21 protein-coding genes are annotated in these 22,316 nt (G+C 51.6%); 19 read left to right on the top strand and 2 right to left on the bottom strand.

All coding sequences use genetic code 11. From position 1 onward, the window contains the following. The first annotated feature begins 253 nt into the window (after nucleotides 1-253). Entirely contained in the window at nucleotides 254-1,636 is a 1,383-nt protein-coding gene (locus JWJ90_RS03950) for an MFS transporter (protein ID WP_338032283.1), read from the top strand. Nucleotides 1,637-1,659: 23 nt separating this feature from the next. Here the strand turns inward: JWJ90_RS03950 and JWJ90_RS03945 are convergent, their stop codons facing one another. Both JWJ90_RS03945 and JWJ90_RS03940 read right to left on the bottom strand, forming a co-directional pair. Continuing rightward, nucleotides 1,660-1,869, bottom strand: a complete 210-nt coding sequence (locus tag JWJ90_RS03945) for a YgaP family membrane protein (protein WP_205225895.1) — start codon at nucleotides 1,867-1,869, stop codon at nucleotides 1,660-1,662. 10 nt (nucleotides 1,870-1,879) lie between these two features. Continuing rightward, the gene (locus JWJ90_RS03940) at nucleotides 1,880-2,167 is read right to left on the bottom strand and encodes an ArsR/SmtB family transcription factor (RefSeq protein WP_205225894.1); all 288 of its coding nucleotides are present in this window, start codon (nucleotides 2,165-2,167) and stop codon (nucleotides 1,880-1,882) included. A gap of 715 nt (nucleotides 2,168-2,882) precedes the next feature. Here JWJ90_RS03940 and acs point away from each other — a divergent pair. The 18 genes from acs to JWJ90_RS03850 all read left to right on the top strand — a co-directional run bounded on the left by acs (nucleotide 2,883) and on the right by JWJ90_RS03850 (nucleotide 22,313). After that, nucleotides 2,883-4,868 (top strand): acetate--CoA ligase, encoded by a 1,986-nt coding sequence (gene acs / locus JWJ90_RS03935; protein WP_205225893.1) that lies wholly within the window; start codon nucleotides 2,883-2,885, stop codon nucleotides 4,866-4,868. A 373-nt stretch (nucleotides 4,869-5,241) separates the two neighbouring features. Further along, nucleotides 5,242-7,890: an alanine--tRNA ligase gene (gene alaS / locus JWJ90_RS03930; protein WP_205225892.1), complete on the top strand. Its 2,649-nt coding sequence runs from the start codon at nucleotides 5,242-5,244 to the stop codon at nucleotides 7,888-7,890. 17 nt (nucleotides 7,891-7,907) lie between these two features. Further along, the gene (locus JWJ90_RS03925; RefSeq protein WP_205225891.1) at nucleotides 7,908-9,158 is read left to right on the top strand and encodes a beta-ketoacyl-[acyl-carrier-protein] synthase family protein; all 1,251 of its coding nucleotides are present in this window, start codon (nucleotides 7,908-7,910) and stop codon (nucleotides 9,156-9,158) included. 196 nt (nucleotides 9,159-9,354) lie between these two features. Beyond that, complete coding sequence (locus tag JWJ90_RS03920; protein WP_205225890.1) at nucleotides 9,355-9,606, top strand: acyl carrier protein; 252 nt, start codon at nucleotides 9,355-9,357, stop codon at nucleotides 9,604-9,606. A 63-nt stretch (nucleotides 9,607-9,669) separates the two neighbouring features. After that, nucleotides 9,670-11,046 carry a phytoene desaturase family protein gene (locus tag JWJ90_RS03915; RefSeq protein ID WP_205225889.1) on the top strand — a complete coding sequence of 459 codons (1,377 nt, stop codon included), beginning with the start codon at nucleotides 9,670-9,672 and terminating at the stop codon, nucleotides 11,044-11,046. A 35-nt stretch (nucleotides 11,047-11,081) separates the two neighbouring features. Beyond that, on the top strand, nucleotides 11,082-12,491 hold the full coding sequence (locus JWJ90_RS03910; protein ID WP_205225888.1) for a phytoene desaturase family protein: 1,410 nt from the start codon (nucleotides 11,082-11,084) through the stop codon (nucleotides 12,489-12,491). Nucleotides 12,492-12,517: 26 nt separating this feature from the next. Continuing rightward, nucleotides 12,518-13,147: a cold shock and DUF1294 domain-containing protein gene (locus JWJ90_RS03905; RefSeq protein WP_205225887.1), complete on the top strand. Its 630-nt coding sequence runs from the start codon at nucleotides 12,518-12,520 to the stop codon at nucleotides 13,145-13,147. Nucleotides 13,148-13,338: 191 nt separating this feature from the next. Continuing rightward, the gene (fabG, locus tag JWJ90_RS03900; protein WP_205225886.1) at nucleotides 13,339-14,079 is read left to right on the top strand and encodes a 3-oxoacyl-ACP reductase FabG; all 741 of its coding nucleotides are present in this window, start codon (nucleotides 13,339-13,341) and stop codon (nucleotides 14,077-14,079) included. A 3-nt stretch (nucleotides 14,080-14,082) separates the two neighbouring features. After that, nucleotides 14,083-14,520 carry a 3-hydroxyacyl-ACP dehydratase FabZ family protein gene (locus JWJ90_RS03895; protein WP_205225885.1) on the top strand — a complete coding sequence of 146 codons (438 nt, stop codon included), beginning with the start codon at nucleotides 14,083-14,085 and terminating at the stop codon, nucleotides 14,518-14,520. Further along, nucleotides 14,520-15,320, top strand: coding sequence for an SDR family oxidoreductase (locus tag JWJ90_RS03890; protein ID WP_205225884.1), 801 nt, complete (start codon nucleotides 14,520-14,522; stop codon nucleotides 15,318-15,320). Before JWJ90_RS03895 ends, JWJ90_RS03890 begins: the two co-directional genes overlap by 1 nt. 32 nt (nucleotides 15,321-15,352) lie before the next feature. Beyond that, nucleotides 15,353-15,595, top strand: coding sequence for a YkvA family protein (locus tag JWJ90_RS03885; protein WP_205225883.1), 243 nt, complete (start codon nucleotides 15,353-15,355; stop codon nucleotides 15,593-15,595). Between the two features lie 40 nt (nucleotides 15,596-15,635). Further along, on the top strand, nucleotides 15,636-16,670 hold the full coding sequence (locus JWJ90_RS03880) for a 3-oxoacyl-ACP synthase III (protein WP_205225882.1): 1,035 nt from the start codon (nucleotides 15,636-15,638) through the stop codon (nucleotides 16,668-16,670). 20 nt (nucleotides 16,671-16,690) lie between these two features. Next, nucleotides 16,691-17,575, top strand: a complete 885-nt coding sequence (locus JWJ90_RS03875) for an alpha/beta fold hydrolase (RefSeq protein WP_240194735.1) — start codon at nucleotides 16,691-16,693, stop codon at nucleotides 17,573-17,575. Continuing rightward, a complete protein-coding gene (locus JWJ90_RS03870; protein ID WP_205225881.1) occupies nucleotides 17,572-19,194 on the top strand; it encodes a fatty acid CoA ligase family protein in 1,623 nt (540 codons plus the stop codon). Before JWJ90_RS03875 ends, JWJ90_RS03870 begins: the two co-directional genes overlap by 4 nt. 46 nt (nucleotides 19,195-19,240) lie before the next feature. Then, complete coding sequence (locus JWJ90_RS03865; protein WP_205225880.1) at nucleotides 19,241-20,239, top strand: SDR family NAD(P)-dependent oxidoreductase; 999 nt, start codon at nucleotides 19,241-19,243, stop codon at nucleotides 20,237-20,239. Between the two features lie 312 nt (nucleotides 20,240-20,551). Beyond that, nucleotides 20,552-20,983 carry an ATP synthase F0 subunit B gene (locus JWJ90_RS03860; protein WP_205225879.1) on the top strand — a complete coding sequence of 144 codons (432 nt, stop codon included), beginning with the start codon at nucleotides 20,552-20,554 and terminating at the stop codon, nucleotides 20,981-20,983. Then, nucleotides 20,980-21,768, top strand: a complete 789-nt coding sequence (locus JWJ90_RS03855) for an ATP synthase F0 subunit B (RefSeq protein ID WP_205225878.1) — start codon at nucleotides 20,980-20,982, stop codon at nucleotides 21,766-21,768. Before JWJ90_RS03860 ends, JWJ90_RS03855 begins: the two co-directional genes overlap by 4 nt. After that, a complete protein-coding gene (locus JWJ90_RS03850; RefSeq protein ID WP_205225877.1) occupies nucleotides 21,765-22,313 on the top strand; it encodes a F0F1 ATP synthase subunit delta in 549 nt (182 codons plus the stop codon). Before JWJ90_RS03855 ends, JWJ90_RS03850 begins: the two co-directional genes overlap by 4 nt. The last annotated feature ends 3 nt before the right edge of the window (nucleotides 22,314-22,316 follow it).

The following is a 22,316-nucleotide window of genomic DNA, read 5'->3' as shown; positions in this document are numbered from 1 at the left end:
GAACAGTGCATTGCGCTCAGATATCCTTAAGGCTGTGAACGGATTCAGGTAAACATCCACTAGATATGCATGATTGCTCAAATAATAGGAAAAAAATTAACATTAGTCCAATGCAATTCTCTCATGCAAGCCACGACCAAAGAGGATTTGTCCCCTCTTTGGGGGGGGATTATGCCTGTGCGATCTCTTTCTTGTTCGGCGAGAGCCCTTGCGCTGCCGCATTTTCGGGGAATAATAAACAGTTGGAGGGTGTGTGAGCACCGGTAAAGAAAAAAAGACATCACCTGGACATCTCTCTTTGATGAGCATCTGCCAAATGTCCAATATCCGCCGGTTTATTTTTTTTCGAGTTCTGTTCAATGCCAGGTTCTATTATCCCGTTTTTACAATTCTCTTTCTCGATTATGGGTTGAGCCTTGAACAGTTCGCCTTACTCAACACTGTCTGGGCAGTGACCATTGTCCTGGCCGAGGTGCCGTCGGGTGCCCTGGCTGATCTTTTGGGGCGTAAACAGCTTCTGGTTATGACCTCAATGCTGATGGTACTGGAAATGGCATTGATTGCCTTTGTTCCTTTGGGGTATCCAGGCTGGATATTTGCCGCCTTTCTTGCCAATCGTGTCATCAGTGGCTTAGCCGAGGCCATGGCCAGCGGAGCCGATGAAGCTCTTGCCTATGATACGCTTGCAGCTCTAGGGCTGGAAAAGCAGTGGCCACGGGTGCTTGAGGTGCAGATGAAGGCGCAGAACCTTGGCTATATTTTTGCCATGACCCTTGGGGCTGCGGTGTATGACCCGGGGCTGGTGAGTCGTATCTGGGGCTGGTTTGGCGGTGGAGAGGTACCCCAGGAGCTGACAATGCGGTTTCCTCTTTTTTTGACGCTGATTTTTGCCTGTTTGGCCCTGTTGACCACGCTGCAGTTGGAGGAACCGGAAACTGGTCGCGTTCAGGAATCGCGAATAGGGGTATGGGGCTTGACACGTCAAACACTCCATGCTGGGCGATGGATTGTGCATACCCCTCTGGCGTTGGCGGTTATTTTGTTCGGCATGACCTTTGACCATACTCTGCGCATGATCGTGACGCTCACCAGTAAATACTACCGTTTGATAGGGTTGCCTGAGGCCAGCTTTGGCCTCTTGGGCTCACTTGTAGCCGTTGTTGGCCTCTTTGTCCCTCAGCTTGCCCGTTGGATGAGCGAGCGTTTTTCACCGGGGAAAAACGTGTTGATACTGTCTCTGACTATGATTGCGACCCTGTTTTTTTTAGGCCTTTTTATTCCTTATTTAGGCATTGTCCCCATGGTGGTGGTCTTTGTGGGGCTTATGTTAACCAGCTTTTTTACAAGTCATTATTTAAACGAGCTCGCTGCCTCTCATCAGCGGGCAACTGTGCTCAGCTTTAAGGGGATGGCCTTTAATGCCGCCTACGGGGGGATCGGTGTGTTTTTTGCTGGTCTGGTCCAACATTTTCGGGCTGAGCAGGCGAGCGCTCATTCAGATTGGGGTGAGGGGGGGTTGGAGGATATGGCCTTTAAGGCAAGCATGGGCTGCCTGCCCTGGTATCTGATTATCGGCCTGGTGATTGTGAGTGGAATCTGCTGGTGGCAAATTAAGAGGCCAAGGAAGGCGGCCTGAGTAGCCGCCTTTTTGACCTTTATTTATCGAGTTTCAGCAACGCCCAGTTTTTTGAGAATGATCCCAAGAGGGCAAAATTTGCTAAAACCAAACTGGAACAGGTTTGCGCCGACAAAGGCCGTGAAAAAAAGCCAATACTTGCTCATGAAAATGGGTGAGCTGTCAACTCCCAGTGCCAGGCTGATCAGAATAAAGGTACCAGCAATAACATGAATCCAGTCAGTAACAATCATAATACTCTCCTTATCGGGTTGGGCAGTAGATTTTCTGCAGGCTGTTCATCAACGCGACAATGTGCTTGTCGTTGATTTTGTTATAAATAAAATTCGCCTCCTTGCGGGAGCTGATAATTCCCTGGTTACGGAGCACGCTCAGATGCTGGGAAAGGTTGCCGTCCGTGGTCTGTATCGTCCGCTGTAACTCGGTCACCGAGTGTTCCCCTTTACGCAGGCAGCAGAGTATTTCCAGCCGTATTGGATGGGCGATGGCCTTGAGCAGGGCGGCGATGGTGTAAATGTCGTTTTTGTCCATTGAGAACCATTTATATTTAAGATTTTAATTAAATTGTTAACTACTGTGCGCAGCTCTGTCAAACAGAGCAGCAGAAAAAAATGAAAGCAGGGAAAATTCCCGCAAGGACGGATTCTAAAACTGCAGAGAAGGACGAATTGAGATTGGGCAATTTGTGCAAAGAGGTTTGCCTTTGCTAAAGGGGGGGTGCCAAAAATCATAAAAAAATTGAAGGGTTCGCTCTATTTCACTGATAATTCAAGGCGAAAAATGGCAGTATTGAATATTTTTTGCAAAAAATGCACTTTTATGAGCAAATTTGTGCGCTAAGGGTTTTCTTTTTTTGTCAAACTCAGGTACATAATTAAGTTCGGGGTTTCGTCAGGGACTTAGAGTTGCAGCGAAAATGGAGACTAAGGGCGATTGTTCTCTGTTCGTTTTGTCAGCTCTTTGCGGCTCGAAACTCCAGAAAGTGTCCGGTCAGGAATGAGGATTTTTGTTCAAGTTCAGGCAAGCTACGACACCGAGGCGTGCGCAAAGTTTTACCGCGGCATAAAGTTTATATTCCGAGGATAAATTTTTCAGCATAACGAGGTAAACGCAGACTCCGGGAAACAGGACAAAAAGACCGTTTCTGGGTGGCCGCTAGAAAGGTGTTCATCCCGTTCGAGTTGAGTATGCCGCTCTCTATGGATGAATTTTAGGAACAAGCGGTTTTTGTGGAGGGGGAAATTTTATGAGTGCAATGGAAGACAAAATTACCAGTTTGTTGGCCGAAGGAAAGGTATTCCAGCCACCGGAAAAAGGCCGTGACCAGGCCTGGGTAAAATCGATGGAGGAGTACAAAAAGGCCTACGCCCACTCCATGGAAGATCCGGAAGGATTCTGGGCCGAGCGTGCGGAAGAACTGGTTACCTGGGACAAGAAATGGGACGAGGTCCTCGAGTATGACCTGAATGTGCCCGAGGTGAAATGGTTCCAGGGCGGTAAACTCAATGTTTCAGCCAACTGTTTGGATCGCCATCTCACCGATGGTCGACGGAACAAGGCCGCCATTATCTGGCAGGGCGAGCCGGAAGAGGATGTGCGTGTCTACACCTACCAGATGCTGCATGACGAGGTCTGCCGTTTTGCCAATGTTCTCAAGAAAAAAGGTGTTAAAAAAGGTGATCGGGTAGCAATCTACCTGCCCATGGTGCCGGAGCTGGCCATCTCGCTTTTGGCCTGTGCGCGTCTTGGTGCGGTTCACTCCGTGGTCTTTGGTGGTTTTTCCGCCGTGGCCCTGCAGAGCCGTATTGAAGACTGTCACGCCAAGGTTTTGATCACCGCAGATGCTGTTCTCCGTAGCGGCAAGGCTATTCCATTGAAACCCAATGCCGATGAGGCTTTGGAGACCTGCCCCAGCGTGGAGAGCTGCATTGTTGTTCGTCGTGCCGGTGTTGATATCAACATGCAGGACGGACGTGATTGCTGGTGGCATAAAGAGATCGCAGAGCTGGATATCACTTCTGAGTGTGAGCCGGAGTCCATGGATGCCGAGGATATGCTTTTTATCCTCTACACCTCTGGCTCCACAGGTAAACCCAAGGGGGTCGTTCATACTACCGGTGGCTACCTGACCTATGCCATGCATACCTCTCAGTGGGTCTTTGACATCAAGGATGACGACGTCTACTGGTGTACCGCTGATATTGGCTGGATTACCGGGCACAGTTATATCCTGTACGGACCTCTGGGCCTGGGAGCAACCACGGTTATGTTTGAGGGCGTGCCCTCCTATCCAGGTCCGGACCGGTTCTGGAGGATCGTTGAGAAGTTTAAAGTGAATATCTTCTACACCGCGCCGACCGCTATCCGTGCTTTGATGCGTGAAGGGGTTGAGCCCACCAAAAAATGGGATCTCTCCAGCCTGCGTATTCTGGGATCCGTTGGTGAGCCCATTAACCCCGAGGCCTGGATGTGGTACCACATCAATGTGGGAAAGGAGAAGCTTCCCATTGTTGATACCTGGTGGCAGACCGAGACCGGCGGTATCATGATTTCAGCTCTTCCCTATGTCACCCCGCTTAAGCCTGGTTCTGCAACCCTGCCGCTTCCGGGTATTGACGCGGCGATTTTTAACGAAGAAGGGAAAGAGGCCAGCCCCAACGAGGGGGGGCATCTGGTTATCCGCAAGCCTTGGCCTGGGATGCTGCGTGGTGTTTTCGGTAATCCAGAGCGTTACAAAAAAGCCTACTTCAATCGTTATCCGGATACGTACGATCCGGAAGACGGTGCTCGCGTGGATGAAGAGGGGTATTTCTGGATCATGGGTCGCCTTGATGACGTTATCAACGTTTCCGGACATCGTCTGGGAACCGCTGAGATCGAATCTGCTCTTGTCGCCCATGAGGCTGTTGCAGAGGCTGCGGCCGTTGGTATGCCGCATCCCGTCAAAGGTCAGGCCATCTTTGCCTATGTTACCCTGATGTCCTGGGCCGATGAGACCGAGGAGTTGCGTAACGAGTTGCGCCAGCACGTTCGCAAAGAGATCGGACCGATTGCCTCACCCGATGTCATTCAGTGGGCTCCTGGTCTGCCGAAGACTCGCTCCGGCAAGATCATGCGTCGTATTCTGAGAAAGATCGCTGCCAACGATTTTAAAGATTTTGGCGACACCTCGACCTTGGCTGATCCTTCGGTTGTCGACCAGCTGGTTGAGAGCAAAAAAGAGATGGGCTGATCGTCGTGGCGCAGAGCCTATCCCTGTAAAGGTACTCAACCTTTGCAGCATAGAGAAGAACAACAGGCGGGGTGCCAGGCACTCCGCCTGTTTTGTTTGTAGGGAGGGTTGTGTCCTTTTTTCTTTGCAACCTCAGAATTCATGGTATCATGCAGAATTTTGCAGGACCAGCAGCATGCATGGCCGCGTTATCATTGATTCTGCACCACCCCTTACGATCGAGTTCTTTGGGTTCTGTCTTTTTGCCCCACCTTGTGGGCTTTTCCCTGGTGCAATTGCTGGTTCTTTACGATAATCAAAGATTAATCCCGTTTCTTTAAAACGCCTTTTTTAGTTTTGAAGCAACGACACTAACCTACGCCATTACAACACAATGACCGGTAACGATATTCGCAAAAGTTTTCTGGAATTTTTTGAGAGCAAGGGCCATACACGGGTCACTGCCTCTTCCCTCGTGCCCCATGACGATCCCACCCTGCTGTTTGTCAATTCGGGCATGGTGCAGTTTAAAAAGGTCTTCATGGGGGAGGAAACCAGGCCGTACACCCGGGCCACCACGGCACAATCCAGTGTTCGTGCCGGTGGTAAGCATAACGATTTGGAAAACGTTGGCTATACAGCCCGCCATCACACTTTTTTTGAAATGCTGGGGAACTTCTCTTTTGGCGATTATTTCAAAAAAGACGCCATCGCCTTTGCCTGGGAATTCCTCACCAAAAAACTTGGTATCGATCCCAGTAAGCTCTGGGTTTCTGTGTACAACGACGATGATGAGGCCTATCAGCTCTGGGAGCAGATAGAAGATCTGCCCAAGGGCCGCATCGTGCGTATGGGAGAGAAAGACAACTTCTGGCAGATGGGCGATACCGGTCCCTGTGGCCCCTGTTCCGAAATTCATATTGATCAGGGAGCTGAAGTCGGATGCGGACGTCCCGATTGCGTGCTTGGTTGTGACTGTGATCGCTATCTTGAGCTGTGGAATCTGGTTTTCATGCAGTTTTACCGCGATGAAGAAGGCAACATGACTCCCCTGCCCAAGCCATCCATTGATACCGGTATGGGGCTTGAGCGTGTGGCTGCGGTTCTGCAGGGTAAGTTCAACAACTTCGATTGTGACCTTTTCACCCCCGTCATTGATTATGTGGCGGGCCAGGCCGGAAAAAAATATCACGACAATGACGCCGACGATGTCTCCATGCGGGTTATTGCCGATCACGCCCGCGCCACCACCTTTCTCGTGGCCGATGGTGTCCTGCCCTCCAATGAAGGCCGCGGTTATGTGCTGCGTCGCATCATGCGCCGCGCCATCCGTTATGGCCGGGCTCTTGGCCTCAGCTCCTTCTTCCCTGGGGTCTGCGAACTGGTGACCAATGAGATGGTCGAGGCCTATCCGCATCTGGAAAATACCCGTGAGCTGCTGGCAAAGGTAGTCACCAACGAGGAAGCTCGCTTTGGTGAAACCCTGGATCATGGTCTCAATAAACTGGATCAGGAAATTCGCCGTCTTAAAAAAGAGAGCGAAGAGGCAGCCGTCATTGCCGGTGATTTCATCTTCAAGCTCTACGATACCTACGGATTCCCCGTTGATATCGTCCGTGATATAGCCATTGAAAAAGGTGTCTCCTTTGATGAACCCGGTTTCAATGAAGCCATGGAGCAGCAGCGTGAGCAATCACGCAAGTCCTGGAAGGGCAGTGATGTCGATCATCTTGATGCCGGGATTGTCGAGTTGGGCAGTCAAAATAAAAAGGCCGAGTTTATTGGCTACGGTGCCACCCAGGGGATTTCAACGGTTGACGCCATGGTTGGTGCAACTGGTGAACTTGTGGAAACAGCGCAGGTGGGTGACAAACTGCGTGTTTTCTGTGGCCAAACGCCGTTCTATGCGGAATCTGGTGGACAGATTGGCGACCAGGGCGACATCAGCTGGCCCGAGGGGCGTTTTGCCGTCTCCCGTACCTTTGCCCCTATTGATGGGTTGATTCTCCATGAGGGCGAGGTCGTCCAGGGGGAGATGAAGCTCGGTAGTCAGGTTGAGCTGCAGGTGGCGGAACGCCGCAACGATACGGCACTCAATCATACGGCCACCCACCTACTGCAGGCAGCCATGAAAAAGGTTCTGGGCGATCACGTCAAACAGGCGGGGTCTGCGGTTGACCATAATCGGCTTCGTTTTGACTTTACCCATTTCTCCCCGCTCACCCATGGTGAAATCTGCACCATCGAGCAGTTGGTTAACGCGGAAATACGCAAAAATATTGAGGTAAACACCGTACTACTCGGGCGTGAGCAGGCCATTGAAGAGGGGGCGACCGCTCTTTTTGGTGAGAAATACGGCGATGAAGTCCGTGTAGTCAGTATCGGTGAGTTCAGTAAAGAACTCTGTGGTGGTACCCATGCCAAACGCACCGGCGATATCGGCTTGTTTAAGATTGTGCTTGAGACCGGTATTGCAGCCGGTGTACGCCGGATCGAGGCGGTAACCGGCCCTGGAGCCGTTCACTGGGTTCAGGAGCTAGCGCGTCAGAGTTCTGAAATAAGCTCTGCCATCTCCGGCCCCATTGAGGGCGCGGTTGATAAAATTCAGGGAATGTTCAAACGCCAGAAAGAGCTGGAGCGTCAGATCGCCAACCTCACGGCCTCCATGGCGCTTTCCGATCTGGATCAGCTTCTCTCCTCCGCCATTGATATTGATGGTATGCAGGTCATCGCCAGCCGGGTACCGCTGGATTCCCCAAAAACCCTGCGTGAAATAGGGGATAAGGTGCGCGATAAGCTGGCAAGCGGAATCATTGTTTTGGGTGGCGAATTTGACGGTAAGGCAGCCTTGCTCGCCATGGTTAGCAAGGATCTGACCAAACGGATCAAGGCCGGTGAGCTTGTCAGCCGGGTAGCCACCGTTGTCGGCGGTAAGGGGGGAGGGCGCCCGGATATGGCCCAGGCCGGTGGCCCCATGCCCGATAAGCTTGATGAGGCCATTTCCAGTGTGCCTTCCATTATTAAAGGTCTGGGAGGCATCTGATTCTGTCGGCGTTACTCATGAAAAATCTTTCCAATCAGCAACGTATTGTTATCACCGGCGTTGGGCTGACCGCCCCCGGTGCGTCGAGTTTAGAGGAATTTCGGGCCAACCTTTTGGCTGGCAAAAGCGGTGTTTCTTCCCTTGATCTGCGCTTTATGGGCGTGCATCCGGCAGGGCTCTGTACCTTTGCCGAAACCCGGTATCGCAAAAAGCGCGAAAATAAACGCGGCACCCGCGCCGGTTGTATTGGCGTCTATTGCGCTAACGAGGCCCTGGTGGATGCAGGGATCGACTTCTCCACCTATGACAAGGCCAAAACCGGCGTCTATATCGGTCTGACCGAACACGGCACCGTTGAGACTGAAAACGAGGTCTACAACATCTCGCAGTACGACTACAACGTGGATTACTGGACCCATCACCACAATCCACGGACCGTGGTCAATAATCCGGCCGGTGAGATCACTATGAACCTTGGCATCACCGGGCCCCACTATGCCATAGGCGCGGCCTGTGCCGCTGGCAATGCGGCCTTGATCCAAGGTATACAGATGCTTCGGCTTGGTGAGGTTGAACTCGCTCTCTGCGGCGGACTGTCGGAGAGTGTCGGTTCCTTTGGTATCTTTGCCTCCTTCCGTTCCCAGGGAGCTTTGGCAGAACATGAGGACCCAACCAAGGCGAGTCGGCCCTTTGATCAGGATCGCAACGGTATCGTCATCTCCGAAGGTGGTTGCGTGTTCACCCTTGAGCGGCTTGATCGAGCTCTTGAGCGGGGTGCCAAGATCTATGGTGAGATTACCGGTTATGCCATGAACTCCGATGCGCGCGACTTTGTCCTACCTTACGGACCGCGGCAGAAGCAGTGTATGGAGGCAGCGCTTGAAAAAGCAGGGCTGCGTCCGGATCAAGTCACCCTTATCAACGCCCATGCCACCGGCACCAAGCAGGGAGATGTGGAGGAGTGTAACGCCATTCGCGATACCTTCATTGGTTGTGAGAATACCTGGATCAATAACACCAAGTCCGCAATCGGCCATGCCATGGGGGCTGCCGGTGTCTTGGAGTTGGCGGGAAATCTTCCCTCCTTTAGCGACAATATGGTTCATCCGACCATCAATGTGGATAGCCTTGACCCGGACTGCGCACTTCCCGGTCTGGTGACCAACACCGCCAAAAAACTGGACCAAGTGGATGTTCTCCTCAATAACTCCTTTGGTATGCTGGGCATAAATTCGGTGGTTATTGTCGAGAGATTTATGGCGAACTAAGGGTATCTGTGGTATTTCTCACAACTTTGCCGTTTTCGCTGGCTTTCAAAAGGTGGACTGCCTGTGTGCCGACAGGGCACATTACGTAGCAATTTTTAACGTGTTTCTGAGTTGTTGCAGCATATTTTCAGTGCTATTGGCCGCAAACTCAGCAGTCTGCGATGAACATATATATTGATAGAAAAGGAAACCAAGTATGACCCGTGACGAAATCAAGGACGTGATCCTTGAAATCATAGCAGATATTGACGATGAAGCTGATTTTGATGCCCTGGATGCCGATGCACCCCTGCGCGATCAGCTCGACCTGGACTCCATGGACTTTCTCGACATTGTTATGGAACTACGTAAACGCTACAAACTGCAGATTCCTGAAGAGGAATACCCGGAACTGGCCTCCCTGACCAGCTGTGTCAATTACCTCGAGCCGAAACTGCAAGACGTTTAATTCACTTACTTCTGCGCTCCTTCGTGCTCTGCGCGAAGGAGCGCTTTTTCTTTCCTGCACATCATGGCTGCGTATCAGCTCATCATCATCGGCGGTGGACTCTCAGGACTGGCAGCAGGAATCCGCACAGCCCGTTTTGGCTACAAAACCCTGATCTTAGAGCAGCATAGCCTGCCCGGTGGCCTCAACTCCTACTACACGCGGCAGGGGCGTCTTTTTGAGACCGGCCTTCATGCCATGACCAATTTCGCCGAGCCTCGCGATAAACGTGCTCCGCTCAATCGTCTGTTGCGGCAGTTACGCCTTTCCCGCAAGCAGTTTACCTTTCATCAGCAGCTTGCCTCCGAAATTCATTTCCCGGATAGGCGGCTTCGTTTCAGTAACGATCCAGCAATGCTGGAAGAGGCGATAGCCCAGACCTTCCCTGCATCCATTGACGCCTTTCGTCTTTTGAAAGAGCGCATTGCCGACTATGACCCCTTTACGGTGGTTCCCTGGCGTTCCACCCGTGCATTTCTCCATGAAATTTTGCAGGAACCTGCTCTGGAAGACATGCTGCTGCTGCCACTGATGGTCTATGGCAACGCCGAAGAAGAGGATATGGATCTGGGACAGTTTGTGATCATGTTCCGGGCAGTGTTTGAGGACGGTTTTTTTCGTCCCTCGGAAACCATGCGAGAGTTTCTTTCCCTGCTGGTTGATCAGTATAAGGAGTTTGGTGGCGAGCTTCGTTATCGGGCCCCGGTGTCGCGTATTCTCACCGAAAACAATCAAGTGTGTGGGGTGGAGCTTGAAAATGGCGAAATCCTTGAGGCGGAAACAGTTCTTTCCACCGCTGGGATGCCTGAAACGATTCGTCTCTCCGATTGGGAAGCTGACGCGGATGTTTATAGTGGACGCATGAGCTTCATGGAAACCATCTCCGTTTTACCCAGCCACATCTCGAAAGAGCTTGGTGATGATCGGACCATTATTTTTTATAACAAGCGAAGTACCCTGGACTACCGGCGACCTGATGCCTTGCTGAATACCTTCTGGGGGGTGATCTGCTTTCCCGAGCATTTTGCCGGGCTGCCTCTGGAGGAAACCGCGCAGATACGGGTGACCAACGCTGCGAGCCACCCCCTCTGGAAGGCGCTGGCTGAGGATGAATATGGCTCTCAGAAAGCCTACTGGACCCGGGCTGCTATTGCGGCCAGTGAGGAAATTATTGGGAATTATCAAGCGTCCATTGTATATCAGGACAGTTTTACCCCACTGACCATCGAGCGTTTTACCCGTAAAGCACAGGGAGCCGTCTATGGGAGTAGTCGCAAAATAAAAGACGGTCTGACGCCTTGGTCAAATCTCTTTGTCGCGGGGACCGATCAGGGGTATCTGGGCATTGTTGGCGCCATGCTCAGTGGAATCACCGTGGTTAACCAGCACATCCTTCGCTAGTGCGAGCCAATTGAGTACCTAAAATTCGGAGAACGATGCAATTTACGCCTTTGGACACCCTGCAACCGCAGTATGACGTTATCGTAATCGGCTCAGGCCTTGGTGGCCTTACCAGTGCCAACCGGCTGGCCGCCGCCGGGCACTCCGTGCTTTTACTGGAGCACCACATACAACTTGGTGGCCTGGCAACCTGGTTCAAGCGGGGCGGTCACATCTTTGACGTTTCCCTGCATGGTTTCCCCTATGGCATGGTGAAAACCTGCAAAAAGTACTGGGGCAAGGCCATTCGCGACTCCATTGTTCAGCTGAAAAATATCGTTTTTGACAATCCGCAGTTCTCCCTCACCACCACGTTCAGCAAAGATGACTTTGTTCGTATTTTGCAGGAGCATTTTGGTATTGAAAAGCAGGTGGTTGAGAACTTTTTTGCCACCGTTGACGGCATGAATTTCTACGACGATCAATCACTGACCACCCGTGAGCTCTTTGACCAGTTCTTTCCTGGCCGCAGTGATGTGCATCGTTTGCTCATGGAGCCTATTACCTATGCAAATGGTTCCACCCTGGACGAACCGGCGATCACCTATGGCATCGTTTTTTCCAACTTCATGAATCGTGGTGTCTTCACCTTTGAAGGCGGCACCGACAAACTTATTCAGATGATGAGCCAGGAGCTTTTAGCCAAAGGCGTTGCTCTCTGCACAGGTGCCAAGGTGGAGCGCATCCTGGTGGAAGAGGGCGTCACCACCGGCGTGGTGGTCAAGGGACGCACCATCAAGGCCCGGGCCGTTGTTTCCAACGCCGGTATCACCAACACCATTGATTATCTGGTAGGGCGTGAGCAGTTCGCCGCTGATTATATAGAGAAGTTTAACCAGGTCCAGGTAAATAACTCCAGTTGTCAGGTCTATTTCGGTATTCGCAAGGGCGAGGCCATTGATGATATCGGTGATTTGCTTTTTACCTCGACTGCGGAAGAATTTTCCTCGGAAGAGATGCGGAGCATGGAGACAAAAAGCCGGACCTTCTCGCTCTATTACCCCAAGACCAGGCCAGATGCAGCGCCGGATTACACCATCGTTGCCTCAATGAACGCCAACTATCACGACTGGGCAAGCCTGGATGAAGAAGCCTACGCATCAGCCAAAGAGGCCATGATCGAACGCTGCCTGGTGGATCTTGATCGCTACATTCCCGGTGTGCGTGACAAGATCGATACCATTGAATCCGCCACACCCAAGACCTTCAACCGTTATACCCTGCACACCAAAGGCACCTCCTTTGGGACTAAGTTTGAGGGGTTGGATGTCTCCCGTTCGCTGCATAAAGAGCTGGCTGGACTTTTTCACGTGGGCTCGGTGGGGATTATTATGAGCGGCTGGCTCGGCGCTATCAACTACGGGGTGATTGTGGCAAATGATGTGGATAGTTATTTACGAAGCTGAAATTTCATAAAACAGGATTAACTGTGATGGATGATTCCGGCGGAACTGTAATCAAATGGAATGAAGAAAAAGGATTTGGATTTATTGCACCGGATTCAGGTGGACGGGAGCTTTTTTTTCATATTAGTGATTATAGCCGCAGCCATAAACGTCCCATTGTACATTTGAATGTACGTTTCAGACCGACTATTGATCAAAAGGGAAGGCCTGCAGCCAAGAATGTCATCCCTCTAAAAGGGCACAAAGGAAACGGTCGGGAGATGAGACAGAAATTGTTTGCTGTCGGTCTTTTTACCTTGTTTTCATGTGGTCTTTGTTCTCTTTTGTCTTTGCATTTGATCCCCAATGAGCTCGTCTATCTGTATGCCGCGATGAGCCTGATCACATTCTTTGTCTATGGCAAGGATAAATATGCTGCACAGAATGGCCAATGGAGGATCTCAGAGAGCGGACTGCATACTTTATCTCTTTTGGGAGGTTGGCCTGGAGCAAGATTGGCGCAGAGTTTTTTGAGGCATAAATCAAGCAAAGGCTCCTTCCTTTTCATCTACTGGATTACAGTGGTTCTCAACTGCGGCTTTCTGTATTGGTTGACGACACCCAAGGGAAGTTTTTGGCTAAGGAATGTGGTTGACAACATCCATTTGGGTTCATGATAATTTCTCTGTTGTTTTTGACGGCTCCGATATCCTCTATGACTCTAACCAAATCCAGCTTAACAAAATGAGATTTCTCTCGTTGGTCGAGATTTTATCCAGAGTATACGACCCGGCATCGAAAGATTTCAAAATCTGAGTTTGAAGCTAAGCTCTGTTGGTAAGCACAATATCTTATGTGGCAAAAGAACATGTATGCATTTGAAGGAAAGAAGGCGGTGGTCACCGGAGCAACCCGAGGAATCGGGCGCGCCATTACCGAGGCTCTGCTTGCTCAGGGGGCGCTCGTTCATGGACTCTATGGCGGCAATCAGGCCGCGGCAGACTCCATGCAGAGCGAATGCAGCCAGTATCAAGAGCGCTTGAGCCTTTCAAAGCTTGATGTCAGTGACTACAAGGCGGTCGCTGCCTTTTTCAGTGAGCTGGAATCACGATGGGAAAATCTTGATATCCTGGTCAACAACGCCGGTATTCGCCGTGATGCGATCTTGCCCATGATGAAGGAGGAGGACTGGCGGCGGGTAATCGATGTCAATCTCACTGGCGGATACAATATGTCCAAGTTTGGCCTGCCCATGATGCTCTCTCAAAAATACGGGCGCATTCTCTTTATCACCTCGCCTATGGGCCATCTGGGGTTTGCTGGCCAGGCCAACTACTCTGCGTCAAAGGCTGGGCAGGTGGGGCTGATGAAGTCTCTTTCTAAAGAGGTGGCTAAGCGTAAGATTACAGTCAACTGCGTGTCTCCGGGATTTATCGCCACCGATTTTATTGAGGATCTGCCCGAAGCACAGGTCAAGGCCTATAAAAAGATGGTGCCGGCTAACCGATTTGGTCAACCCTCTGAGGTGGCCGATGCCGCGCTCTTTCTTTTAAGTGATCAGGCCGCATACATCAACGGCGCTGTCCTTGAAATCACCGGCGGATTATAAACCATGACCGATCCGCTTATTCTTAAACGGCTGCCCCACCGTCCCCCCTTTCTCTGGTTGGACCGAGTGGTCGAAATCAACGAAGAGCATATTCGCGCGGAAAAATTTCTTCCTGAGGATCTGGAAGTGTTTCAGGGACATTATCCCGACTATCCCCTTATGCCCGGAGTACTGCTCTGTGAGGCGGTCTTTCAGGCAGGGGCTCTGTTTTTAAGTCAGAGTCTGGGAAATGGAGAGGACGTTCCCGCAGCCGGGGTTCCGGTCTTAACCCGTATTTTAGGGGCCAAGTTTAAACGGGAGGTGCACCCTGGTGACACCCTGGATATCTCTGCCAAGCTGATCGAGCGGTTGGGGCCGGCCTGGATCATGAAAGGAACGGTACGCGTTGGTGGTAAAGTCGCGGTCCAGGTCGAATTTGCCTGTGCCCGCAAGGAGGCGTAGTGGATTTTCTCGGACTTGCTGGGAAAACAGTGGTCGTCTTTGGGTTGGCCAATAAAAAATCCGTGGCCTGCGCCATTGGTCGTGTCCTGGTGGAAGCCGGTGCGCACGTGGTCCACGTGGTGCGCAGCGAGCTGCGGGCGGAAACTGCCAGAAAGCTCTTCCCGGCTTCGCTCGTGTTCTGTTGTGATGTTGAAGACGAGTCCAATATCATTGCCGTGCGTGACGCCATCGCCGAGCAGGTGCAAGAACCCCTTGCTGGGATAGTACACTCCATTGCCTTTGCCAATTATTCGGAAGGGATGCGCCCCTTTCACGAGACAAAACAGCAGGATTTTCTGCAGGCTGTCAACATCTCCTGTTTTTCGTTTATCTCCATTGCCAATCATTTTAAGTCCCTGCTTGCAGCCAATGGATCGATGGTAACCATCTCCATCTCCACCACCCGCATGGCGGCAGAAAACTACGGGTATATGGCTCCGGTCAAGGCGGCACTTGAATCATCGCTTTGTTTTCTTTCCAAAAGTTTTTCCGCCTTTTCCCAGGTTCGTTTCAATGCGGTTTGCCCCGGTTTGCTGAAGACTTCGGCGTCTGCCGGTATTCCTGGCTATGTGGATAGTTATCTCTTTGCCGAGGAGGCCACGCTCAGGAAAAAGGCGGTCCAGACTAAAGAGGCCGCTGATGTTGCCGCCTTTCTGCTTTCGCCCAGGTCCTCGGGGATGACCGGCCAATGTCTGGTGGTTGATGCGGGCATGGGGACGAATTATTTTGATCACGAGATCGTGAGCAAGGTGATGCGCTAATCCGATGAGAAATCCGGGCTAAAGGAGCCCCAATGCAGCTCCCACCACAAATCGCCCGTTTCTGGCGAATGTTCGTACATGCCAAGGATGTGTTCGTCTCTCCTGCCACACCCCTGTATGTGAAAGTTGTTCTTGCCTTTGGGATACTCTATGCCCTGTCGCCCTATGATCTGCTCCCGGACTGGATGCCGTTGATCGGCGTGGTCGACGATCTGGCGCTGGTTGCCCTGTTGATCAGTTGGGCAAACCGTTTTTCCACCCACAAAAGAAACTAAGGTAGGGCTTGGCAGGTCCGAGTGCTACAAAGAGAGGATTATGCGTTACAGCAGGGTTTGTCTGCACGAATTTGGCTACGAATTGCCCCCAATCGAATTGAGCTCGGCTGCGATTGAAGAGCAGTTGCAACCGGTGTATGAGCGCCTCAAGCTGCCAGCCGGGCGGCTTGAACTTATGACCGGTATAGGATCACGTAGACTGTGGCAGCCCGGGACCCGACCCAGCCAGGGGGCCACTGCTGCCGGTGAGGCCGCATTGACTCGTGCGGGCATCAGCCGGGATGAGATTGGTTGCCTGCTTTTTACCTCGGTGAGTCGGGATATGATGGAGCCGGCAACCGCCTCTTTTGTGCATCGTAACCTGCAGCTGCCATCTTCCTGCCTGTTGTTCGATATCTCAAACGCCTGCCTGGGATTCCTGGATGGCATGGTGATGCTGGCCAACATGATCGAGCTTGGCCAGGTTCGTTCCGGCCTGATTGTTGCCGGTGAAACCGCTGAGGATCTTGTCCATTCGACCATCCGCCACATCCTCACTGATACCAGCCTGACGCGTAAGTCCATCAAACCGCTTTTTGCCTCTCTCACCATCGGTTCCGGGGCCGTGGCTCTTGTCATGACCGCACGCGATTGTCAAGATACCGGTCATTATCTTGCCGGTGGCGGTGTTGCTGCCAATACCGACCATAACGATCTCTGCCAGGGGGGACAAAATTCTGAGCAGGGGACCTTGATGTCCACAGATTCGGAACTGCTTCTGGAAAAGGGAATCGAAACCGCAGCCTCCTGCTGGCAGTCCTTTCATGCCGAACTCGGTTGGGACAAGGACTCCATTGATCAGTTTTTTTGCCACCAGGTGGGGCGTGCCCATGCTCAGATGCTCTTTTCCACCTTGGCCCTTGAGCAAAACAAAAATTACGAGACACTCCCAATCCTTGGTAATGTGGGCTCTGTTTCTGCGCCAATTACCATGGCCATGGGGATTGAGCAGGGGGCTTTGCAACCCGGCCAGCGGGCTGCGCTTTTAGGGATCGGCTCCGGAATTAACTCACTGATGCTTGGAATCGACTGGTAACGAAGTTGACAAGAGAGAACATGACGATGACCAATCTTGCCCAATACCCCTTTGAACCGAACTTTCTCGATATTCGGGGGCACCGCCTCGCCTATCTGGATGAGGGAGAAGGGCTCCCCCTGGTTATGGTGCATGGTAACCCTTCCTGGTCCTATCTCTATCGTAATCTGGTTACGCAGCTGCGAGATCGCTATCGGTGTATCGTTCCTGATCATATTGGCTGCGGTTTTTCCGATAAACCACAACACTACCCCTACCGGCTGGAAAACCATATCCAGAACCTGGAATTCCTTTTAGACCATCTGGAGGTAAAGCGTTGTGTTCTCTTGGTGCACGACTGGGGTGGGGCCATCGGCATGGGGTGGGCAGGACGGTATCCTGAACGGGTTGCGGGATGTGTGGTCATGAATACAGCCGCCTTTCCCTCACCGCATATTCCGCTGCGCATAGATATCTGTCGTTGGCCTTTTCTGGGCGAGTTCCTGGTGCGTGGACTCAATGGCTTTGCGGGCAGCGCCATCTTCATGGCCGTGAAAAAAAGGATGCCTTTAGCCGTTGCCCGTTCTTTCTTAGCTCCTTACAACAACTGGCACAACCGTATTGCAGTGCACCGGTTCGTCAAAGACATCCCTATGCATCCGAGTCATCCATCTTGGCCGACTCTGATTGCCATTGAAAAAAATCTTAGTCAGTTAAGCTCTCATCCCATGCTGCTCTGTTGGGGCGGTGGAGACTTCTGCTTTCATGACTGGTTTTTTGAGCAGTGGCAAGCCCGTTTCCCCCAGGCAGAACCCCATTATTTTCAGGATGCCGGCCATTACCTGCTTGAGGATGCCTTTGAACAGATCGCTCCACGCATCGAAGATTTTCTTACGGGCCTCCCCTTGCCAAGGAGAGAGATATGACTGATTGCAATATTGTTTCTGCCCTCTATCGGTCAGCGGAAAAGCAGGGGAAGGAGACCGCCCTAACCGCCTTAGAAGGTGGCGCTTGGCGTCAGTGGTCCTTTAGCCAGGTGGCAGAAGCAAGCGAGGGGTTCGCCGGAGCCCTCTATGAGCGAGGAGTTCGCCGGGGAGACCGGGTGATGTTGATGGTGCGGCCCTCCATGGATTTTGTCTGCCTCACTTTTGCCCTGTTTCAATTGGGGGCTGTGATCATCCTTATTGATCCGGGCATGGGGTATCAAAATTTGCTGCGGTGCATTGGCTCGGTCAAACCCGATATATTAGTGGGAATCTCCAAGGCCATTATTTTCAGCCGGCTCTTTCCTCGGCCCTTTGGTTCCGTGCGGAAGCGCATCCTGGTGGGAAAACCCAGCCTTTTTGTCCGGCATCCCTTACAGCCACTGGCCCCGCAGCCGTTGCCTGCGTTTGTTGCCAACAATGATGATCTGGCCGCCATCATCTTTACTACAGGTTCCACCGGTCCACCCAAAGGGGTGGAGTACACTCACGGTATCTTTCACACCCAGTTACGCCTGATTCGAGACTATTTCGGCATTGGCAGTGGCGATATCGATCAGCCCGGCTTTCCCCTCTTTGGACTTTTTGCCACAGCGCTTGGGGCCCAGGCCGTCATCCCCGACATGGACCCGACCCGTCCTGCCCAGGTGGACCCTGAAAAATTTGTCACATCAATTCAGAACAATAAGGTGAGTTACTCCTTTGGTTCACCTGCCATTTGGAATGTGGTCAGTCGTTACTGTATTGAAAAAGGTATTGTCTTACCGGTGCGCAAGGTGTTGATGGCCGGTGCCCCGGTTCCCGGTGAATTAGTGGAGCGGGTCCAAAAGGTTATGCCCGATGATGGAAAAATCTACACTCCCTATGGGGCCACAGAGAGCCTGCCGGTTGCTGCCATTGAAGGACGAGAGATTGTTCAAGAGACTTGGTCCCGGACACGTATTGGTCGTGGCGCCTGTGTGGGCAGACCACTGCCTGAAATGGAGCTTAAAATCATTGAGCCGGTGGACGAGCGTATAGAATCATGGGAAGGGGTTAGAGAGCTTGCATCAGGAAATATCGGAGAAATAGTCGTCCGCGGACCGGTGGTCACCAGGGCCTATGCCGGCAATGAAAAAGAGACCAGGATGGCCAAAATAACCGATGGAGATCGGTTCTGGCATCGCATGGGCGATATGGGGTATCTGGATCAAGAAGGGCGGCTCTGGTTCTGTGGCCGTAAGGCGCACCGTGTCGCAACAGAAAAGGGGATGCTCTTTACCGTCTGTTGCGAGGCCATCTTTAACGAGCATCCTCGCGTCAAACGATCTGCCCTGGTGGGCGTTGGCAGTTGGGGGAGTCAGGTGCCTGTCCTCATTGTCGAGCTTTTTGAGAAAGTCAAAGATCAGGAGCAATTGTACCATGAGTTAAGGGAGCTTGCCCGGGCAAATGAGCGGACCTGCGAAATTGATCGCTTCCTGATTCACCCGGCCTTTCCCGTAGATATACGGCATAACGCTAAAATTTTCCGTGAAAAGCTTGCCGTATGGGCGAGCAAGCGAGTGCAACTTCCCTGCGGCTGAGACTAATACCGCTTTCCGTGAGAAAGAGATGATACAGGAAACCAAGATGAAAGGACAGAAGGTTACGGTAACAGGCGGCGGTGGCTTTATCGGTAAGGCCCTGGTAAGAGCACTCCTTAAAGAAGGTGCGGACGTCGCAGTCCTTGGGCGCAACGAATATCCGGAGCTGCAAAAGCTGGGCGTAACCTGTCTGCAAGGAGATATTCAGGACCAGGATTTTCTTATGCAGGCCTTTGCTGGCTCCTCAACAGTCTTTCATGTTGCTGCCAAGGCGGGTATCTGGGGGAGTAAAGAAGAGTATTTTGCGATCAATACGCAAGGGACAAACAATGTCCTGCGAGCATGTCAGAATAATGGTGTGCCAAATCTGGTCTACACCTCAACCCCCTCCGTGGTATTCGATCAGCAGGATATCAACGGCGGCGATGAATCGCTTCCCTATAGTCGCAACCCTCTTTGCCATTATGCCGCCTCAAAAATTGCAGCTGAACGTGCAGTGCTGGCGGCCAACTCCAAAAAATTACGGACTTTAGCCATTCGTCCCCACCTTGTTTGGGGGCCAGGGGATCAGAATCTGATACCTCGCCTTGTTGAACGTGGACGATCCGGAGCATTGAAAATTGTCGGCTCAGGCCAAAACAAGGTGGACATCGCCTATATAGATAATGTCGTGCACGCCCATATTCTCGCTGCAAAAAATCTTTCAGGAGATGCAAGCGGGGCAGGCCTTGCTTTTTTTATCGGTCAAAAAGAGCCTGTTGCCTTGTGGGAGTGGATCAATGAACTCTTTACCCGGCTTGAAATTGCTCCTGTGAAGAAGAAGGTTCCATTTTTTGTCGCCTACACGGCCGGTTCTCTTTTGGAGTTTTTGGGAAAGCTGAGCAAGAAAAAAGAGGAGCCCAAAATGACCCGTTTTATTGCCAACCAGTTGGCCCACTCTCATTGGTTTTCCCACCGCAAGGCCGAAAAGATCCTTGGCTATAATGAGTTAGTTTCCACCGAAGAAGGGATGGTGCGGCTGATATCCTGGTTACAAAATTGTTAGCCAATGCCTACGCCCTCTCGTCAAAATTTTTCCCGAATTAATAGTTGGCATCAAGGCGGAGATACGCTATTTTTGCGTCGGCTTCCTTGTCTAAAATGTCTCCTGTCAGTGGGGGATAGTGAAGGGAAAATTCGGTTCTAGGAATGCCTAAAATTCATGAAAGAGCAGCATAACTGAAAAATCCTATAAATATTATTTAAAAAGATTTGACAGCTCTTGCAAATTTCAGTAGTTATCCACAGCGGAAGATGAACCGCCATTCACTTGATTTGGCGGGTAATTGCCATATTTTTAGTAATGAGGGGAAGTTAAATGATTTCGATTGATGTCACGCTGTTAATGCACATTGTCAACATGATTGTGTTGATGTTTGTCCTCAATGCAATTCTGTACAAACCGGTTCTGGGGATTCTGGAAAAAAGGGCACAGAAGATCGAATCGCTTAACGGCGAAGTTGCTCAATTTGAGCAAAATGCCCAGCAGCGGCAAGCAGAGCTTGACCAAAAAATGCGTGAAGCGAGCACCAAAGCCAAAAAGGCTCTGGACGGCGCTCGTGCTCAGGCTCAGGCCGCTGGCGCTGAGAAGTTGGCAGCTATCCGCACAGAATCTGATGCAATGAAAGGGAAGCAACTGGCTGATCTGCGATCGCAGATCGACGGGGTCAGAAAAGAGCTTGAGGGAAATGCCGCGGGGTTCGCCCAGGCAATGGCAGGAAAGATACTTGGAAGGAGTCTGGACGCATGAGAGCTTGTATCACAACAGTTTTACGGCCGGCATTGCTGGCTATCCTGATCGGCTTTGCGCCGGCGGGGCTTGCGTTTGCAAGCAACGCAGCCGTTGATGCCCATCAGGAGGTGACGGCGGATGCCCACGCGGCAGCGCCTGCAGCTGCTGAACACGCAGTAGCTGTTGAAGAGCACGGCGCAGCTACCGACGCCCACGCCGCAGCCGCTGACCATGAGGCAGCAGCTAACGAGCATGGTGCTGTAGCAGATGCTCACGGCGAAGCCGGTCACGGAGAGGCACACGGTAGTAATTCACTTTCTCCCGCAAAATTGAAAGACCTGTTCTGGCGGACAGTGAACTTTCTCGCTTTGGTTGTACTGCTGGTGAAATTCGGTGCTAAGCCGATCGTCTCCGGTTTGAGCGGACGCCAACAGCAGATTCGGGAAGAACTTGAGACCCTGACCACACGCCGCGACGAGGCAGAGAAATCTTATCAGGAATTCTCCACAAAGCTTGCTGGCATGGAGCGCGAGATGGATGTCATTGTTGAAAAGGCAATCGCGCAGGCAGAGGTCGAGAAAGAACGTATTTTGGCTGAAGCTGAGAAAGCTGCTGAAGATATCAAGCGTAATGCGGAAGCGGCTGTCACTGCCGAGTTGGAAGATGCCAAACGGACCTTACGTGAAGAAGTCGCTGAGCAGGCTGCAGCCATGGCTGAGGAGTTGATCGTAAAGAACCTGACCCCCGCGGATCAGGTTGCGATCACTGAACAGTATCTTGAAAGAGTGGGTGCGGTACAGTGAGACAAACAATACTAGCTCGTCGATACGCTAAGGCGCTTTTTTCACTGGGAAAAGAGAAAAATAAAATTGGAGAGTACAGCGAGGTTCTCGCAGTTATCTCCGAATTATATGATGATTCAGATGCGGCGGTTGGCGATGCACTGAGCAATCCGCTGTATCCGCTGGATGTTCGGCAGAAGGCTATGGCGAAGATCGCAGAGTCTGTTGAGGCCGATGTGACTTTGACCAGCTTTTTGAATCTGCTGATTGAAAAGAAACGTGCCGATATTCTGCCTGATATCGCCCATGAATTGAAAGTCATGGTTGAGAAAGATCAGAACATCAGTCACGGCTCCATCATTTCCGCCATTGATCTTGACCAGACCTTGCTGGACAAGATTCAGGCAACGTTGGAAAAACTTACAGGTAATAAGGTTATACTTGAAACCCAGGTCGATCCGTCCATTATAGGCGGGATTATTGCCAAAGTTGGTGATTTGGTGCTGGACGGAAGTATAAAGACGCAACTTAATGGATTAAAGGAATCTATCAAGGGGAGAGAATAATCA

Source organism: Desulfobulbus rhabdoformis, from assembly GCF_016919065.1.
GTDB lineage: Bacteria > Desulfobacterota > Desulfobulbia > Desulfobulbales > Desulfobulbaceae > Desulfobulbus > Desulfobulbus rhabdoformis.
The sequence above is the reverse complement of the archived record's forward strand: the minus strand, read 5'-3'. Positions and strand labels throughout refer to the sequence as shown.

Excerpts from the sequence above, each read along its gene's own strand:
- JWJ90_RS03855 (WP_205225878.1), top strand. The coding sequence starts at position 20,980 with ATGAGAGCTTGTATCACAACAGTTTTACGGCCGGCATTGCTGGCTATC.
- JWJ90_RS03925 (WP_205225891.1), top strand. The coding sequence starts at position 7,908 with ATGAAAAATCTTTCCAATCAGCAACGTATTGTTATCACCGGCGTTGGG.
- fabG (WP_205225886.1), top strand. The coding sequence starts at position 13,339 with ATGTATGCATTTGAAGGAAAGAAGGCGGTGGTCACCGGAGCAACCCGA.
- JWJ90_RS03865 (WP_205225880.1), top strand. The coding sequence starts at position 19,241 with ATGAAAGGACAGAAGGTTACGGTAACAGGCGGCGGTGGCTTTATCGGT.
- JWJ90_RS03880 (WP_205225882.1), top strand. The coding sequence starts at position 15,636 with ATGCGTTACAGCAGGGTTTGTCTGCACGAATTTGGCTACGAATTGCCC.
- JWJ90_RS03885 (WP_205225883.1), top strand. The coding sequence starts at position 15,353 with ATGCAGCTCCCACCACAAATCGCCCGTTTCTGGCGAATGTTCGTACAT.
- JWJ90_RS03910 (WP_205225888.1), top strand. The coding sequence starts at position 11,082 with ATGCAATTTACGCCTTTGGACACCCTGCAACCGCAGTATGACGTTATC.
- JWJ90_RS03860 (WP_205225879.1), top strand. The coding sequence starts at position 20,552 with ATGATTTCGATTGATGTCACGCTGTTAATGCACATTGTCAACATGATT.
- JWJ90_RS03945 (WP_205225895.1), bottom strand. The coding sequence starts at position 1,869 with ATGATTGTTACTGACTGGATTCATGTTATTGCTGGTACCTTTATTCTG.
- JWJ90_RS03875 (WP_240194735.1), top strand. The coding sequence starts at position 16,691 with ATGACGATGACCAATCTTGCCCAATACCCCTTTGAACCGAACTTTCTC.
- JWJ90_RS03895 (WP_205225885.1), top strand. The coding sequence starts at position 14,083 with ATGACCGATCCGCTTATTCTTAAACGGCTGCCCCACCGTCCCCCCTTT.
- JWJ90_RS03915 (WP_205225889.1), top strand. The coding sequence starts at position 9,670 with ATGGCTGCGTATCAGCTCATCATCATCGGCGGTGGACTCTCAGGACTG.
- alaS (WP_205225892.1), top strand. The coding sequence starts at position 5,242 with ATGACCGGTAACGATATTCGCAAAAGTTTTCTGGAATTTTTTGAGAGC.
- JWJ90_RS03905 (WP_205225887.1), top strand. The coding sequence starts at position 12,518 with ATGGATGATTCCGGCGGAACTGTAATCAAATGGAATGAAGAAAAAGGA.
- JWJ90_RS03870 (WP_205225881.1), top strand. The coding sequence starts at position 17,572 with ATGACTGATTGCAATATTGTTTCTGCCCTCTATCGGTCAGCGGAAAAG.
- JWJ90_RS03940 (WP_205225894.1), bottom strand. The coding sequence starts at position 2,167 with ATGGACAAAAACGACATTTACACCATCGCCGCCCTGCTCAAGGCCATC.
- acs (WP_205225893.1), top strand. The coding sequence starts at position 2,883 with ATGAGTGCAATGGAAGACAAAATTACCAGTTTGTTGGCCGAAGGAAAG.
- JWJ90_RS03920 (WP_205225890.1), top strand. The coding sequence starts at position 9,355 with ATGACCCGTGACGAAATCAAGGACGTGATCCTTGAAATCATAGCAGAT.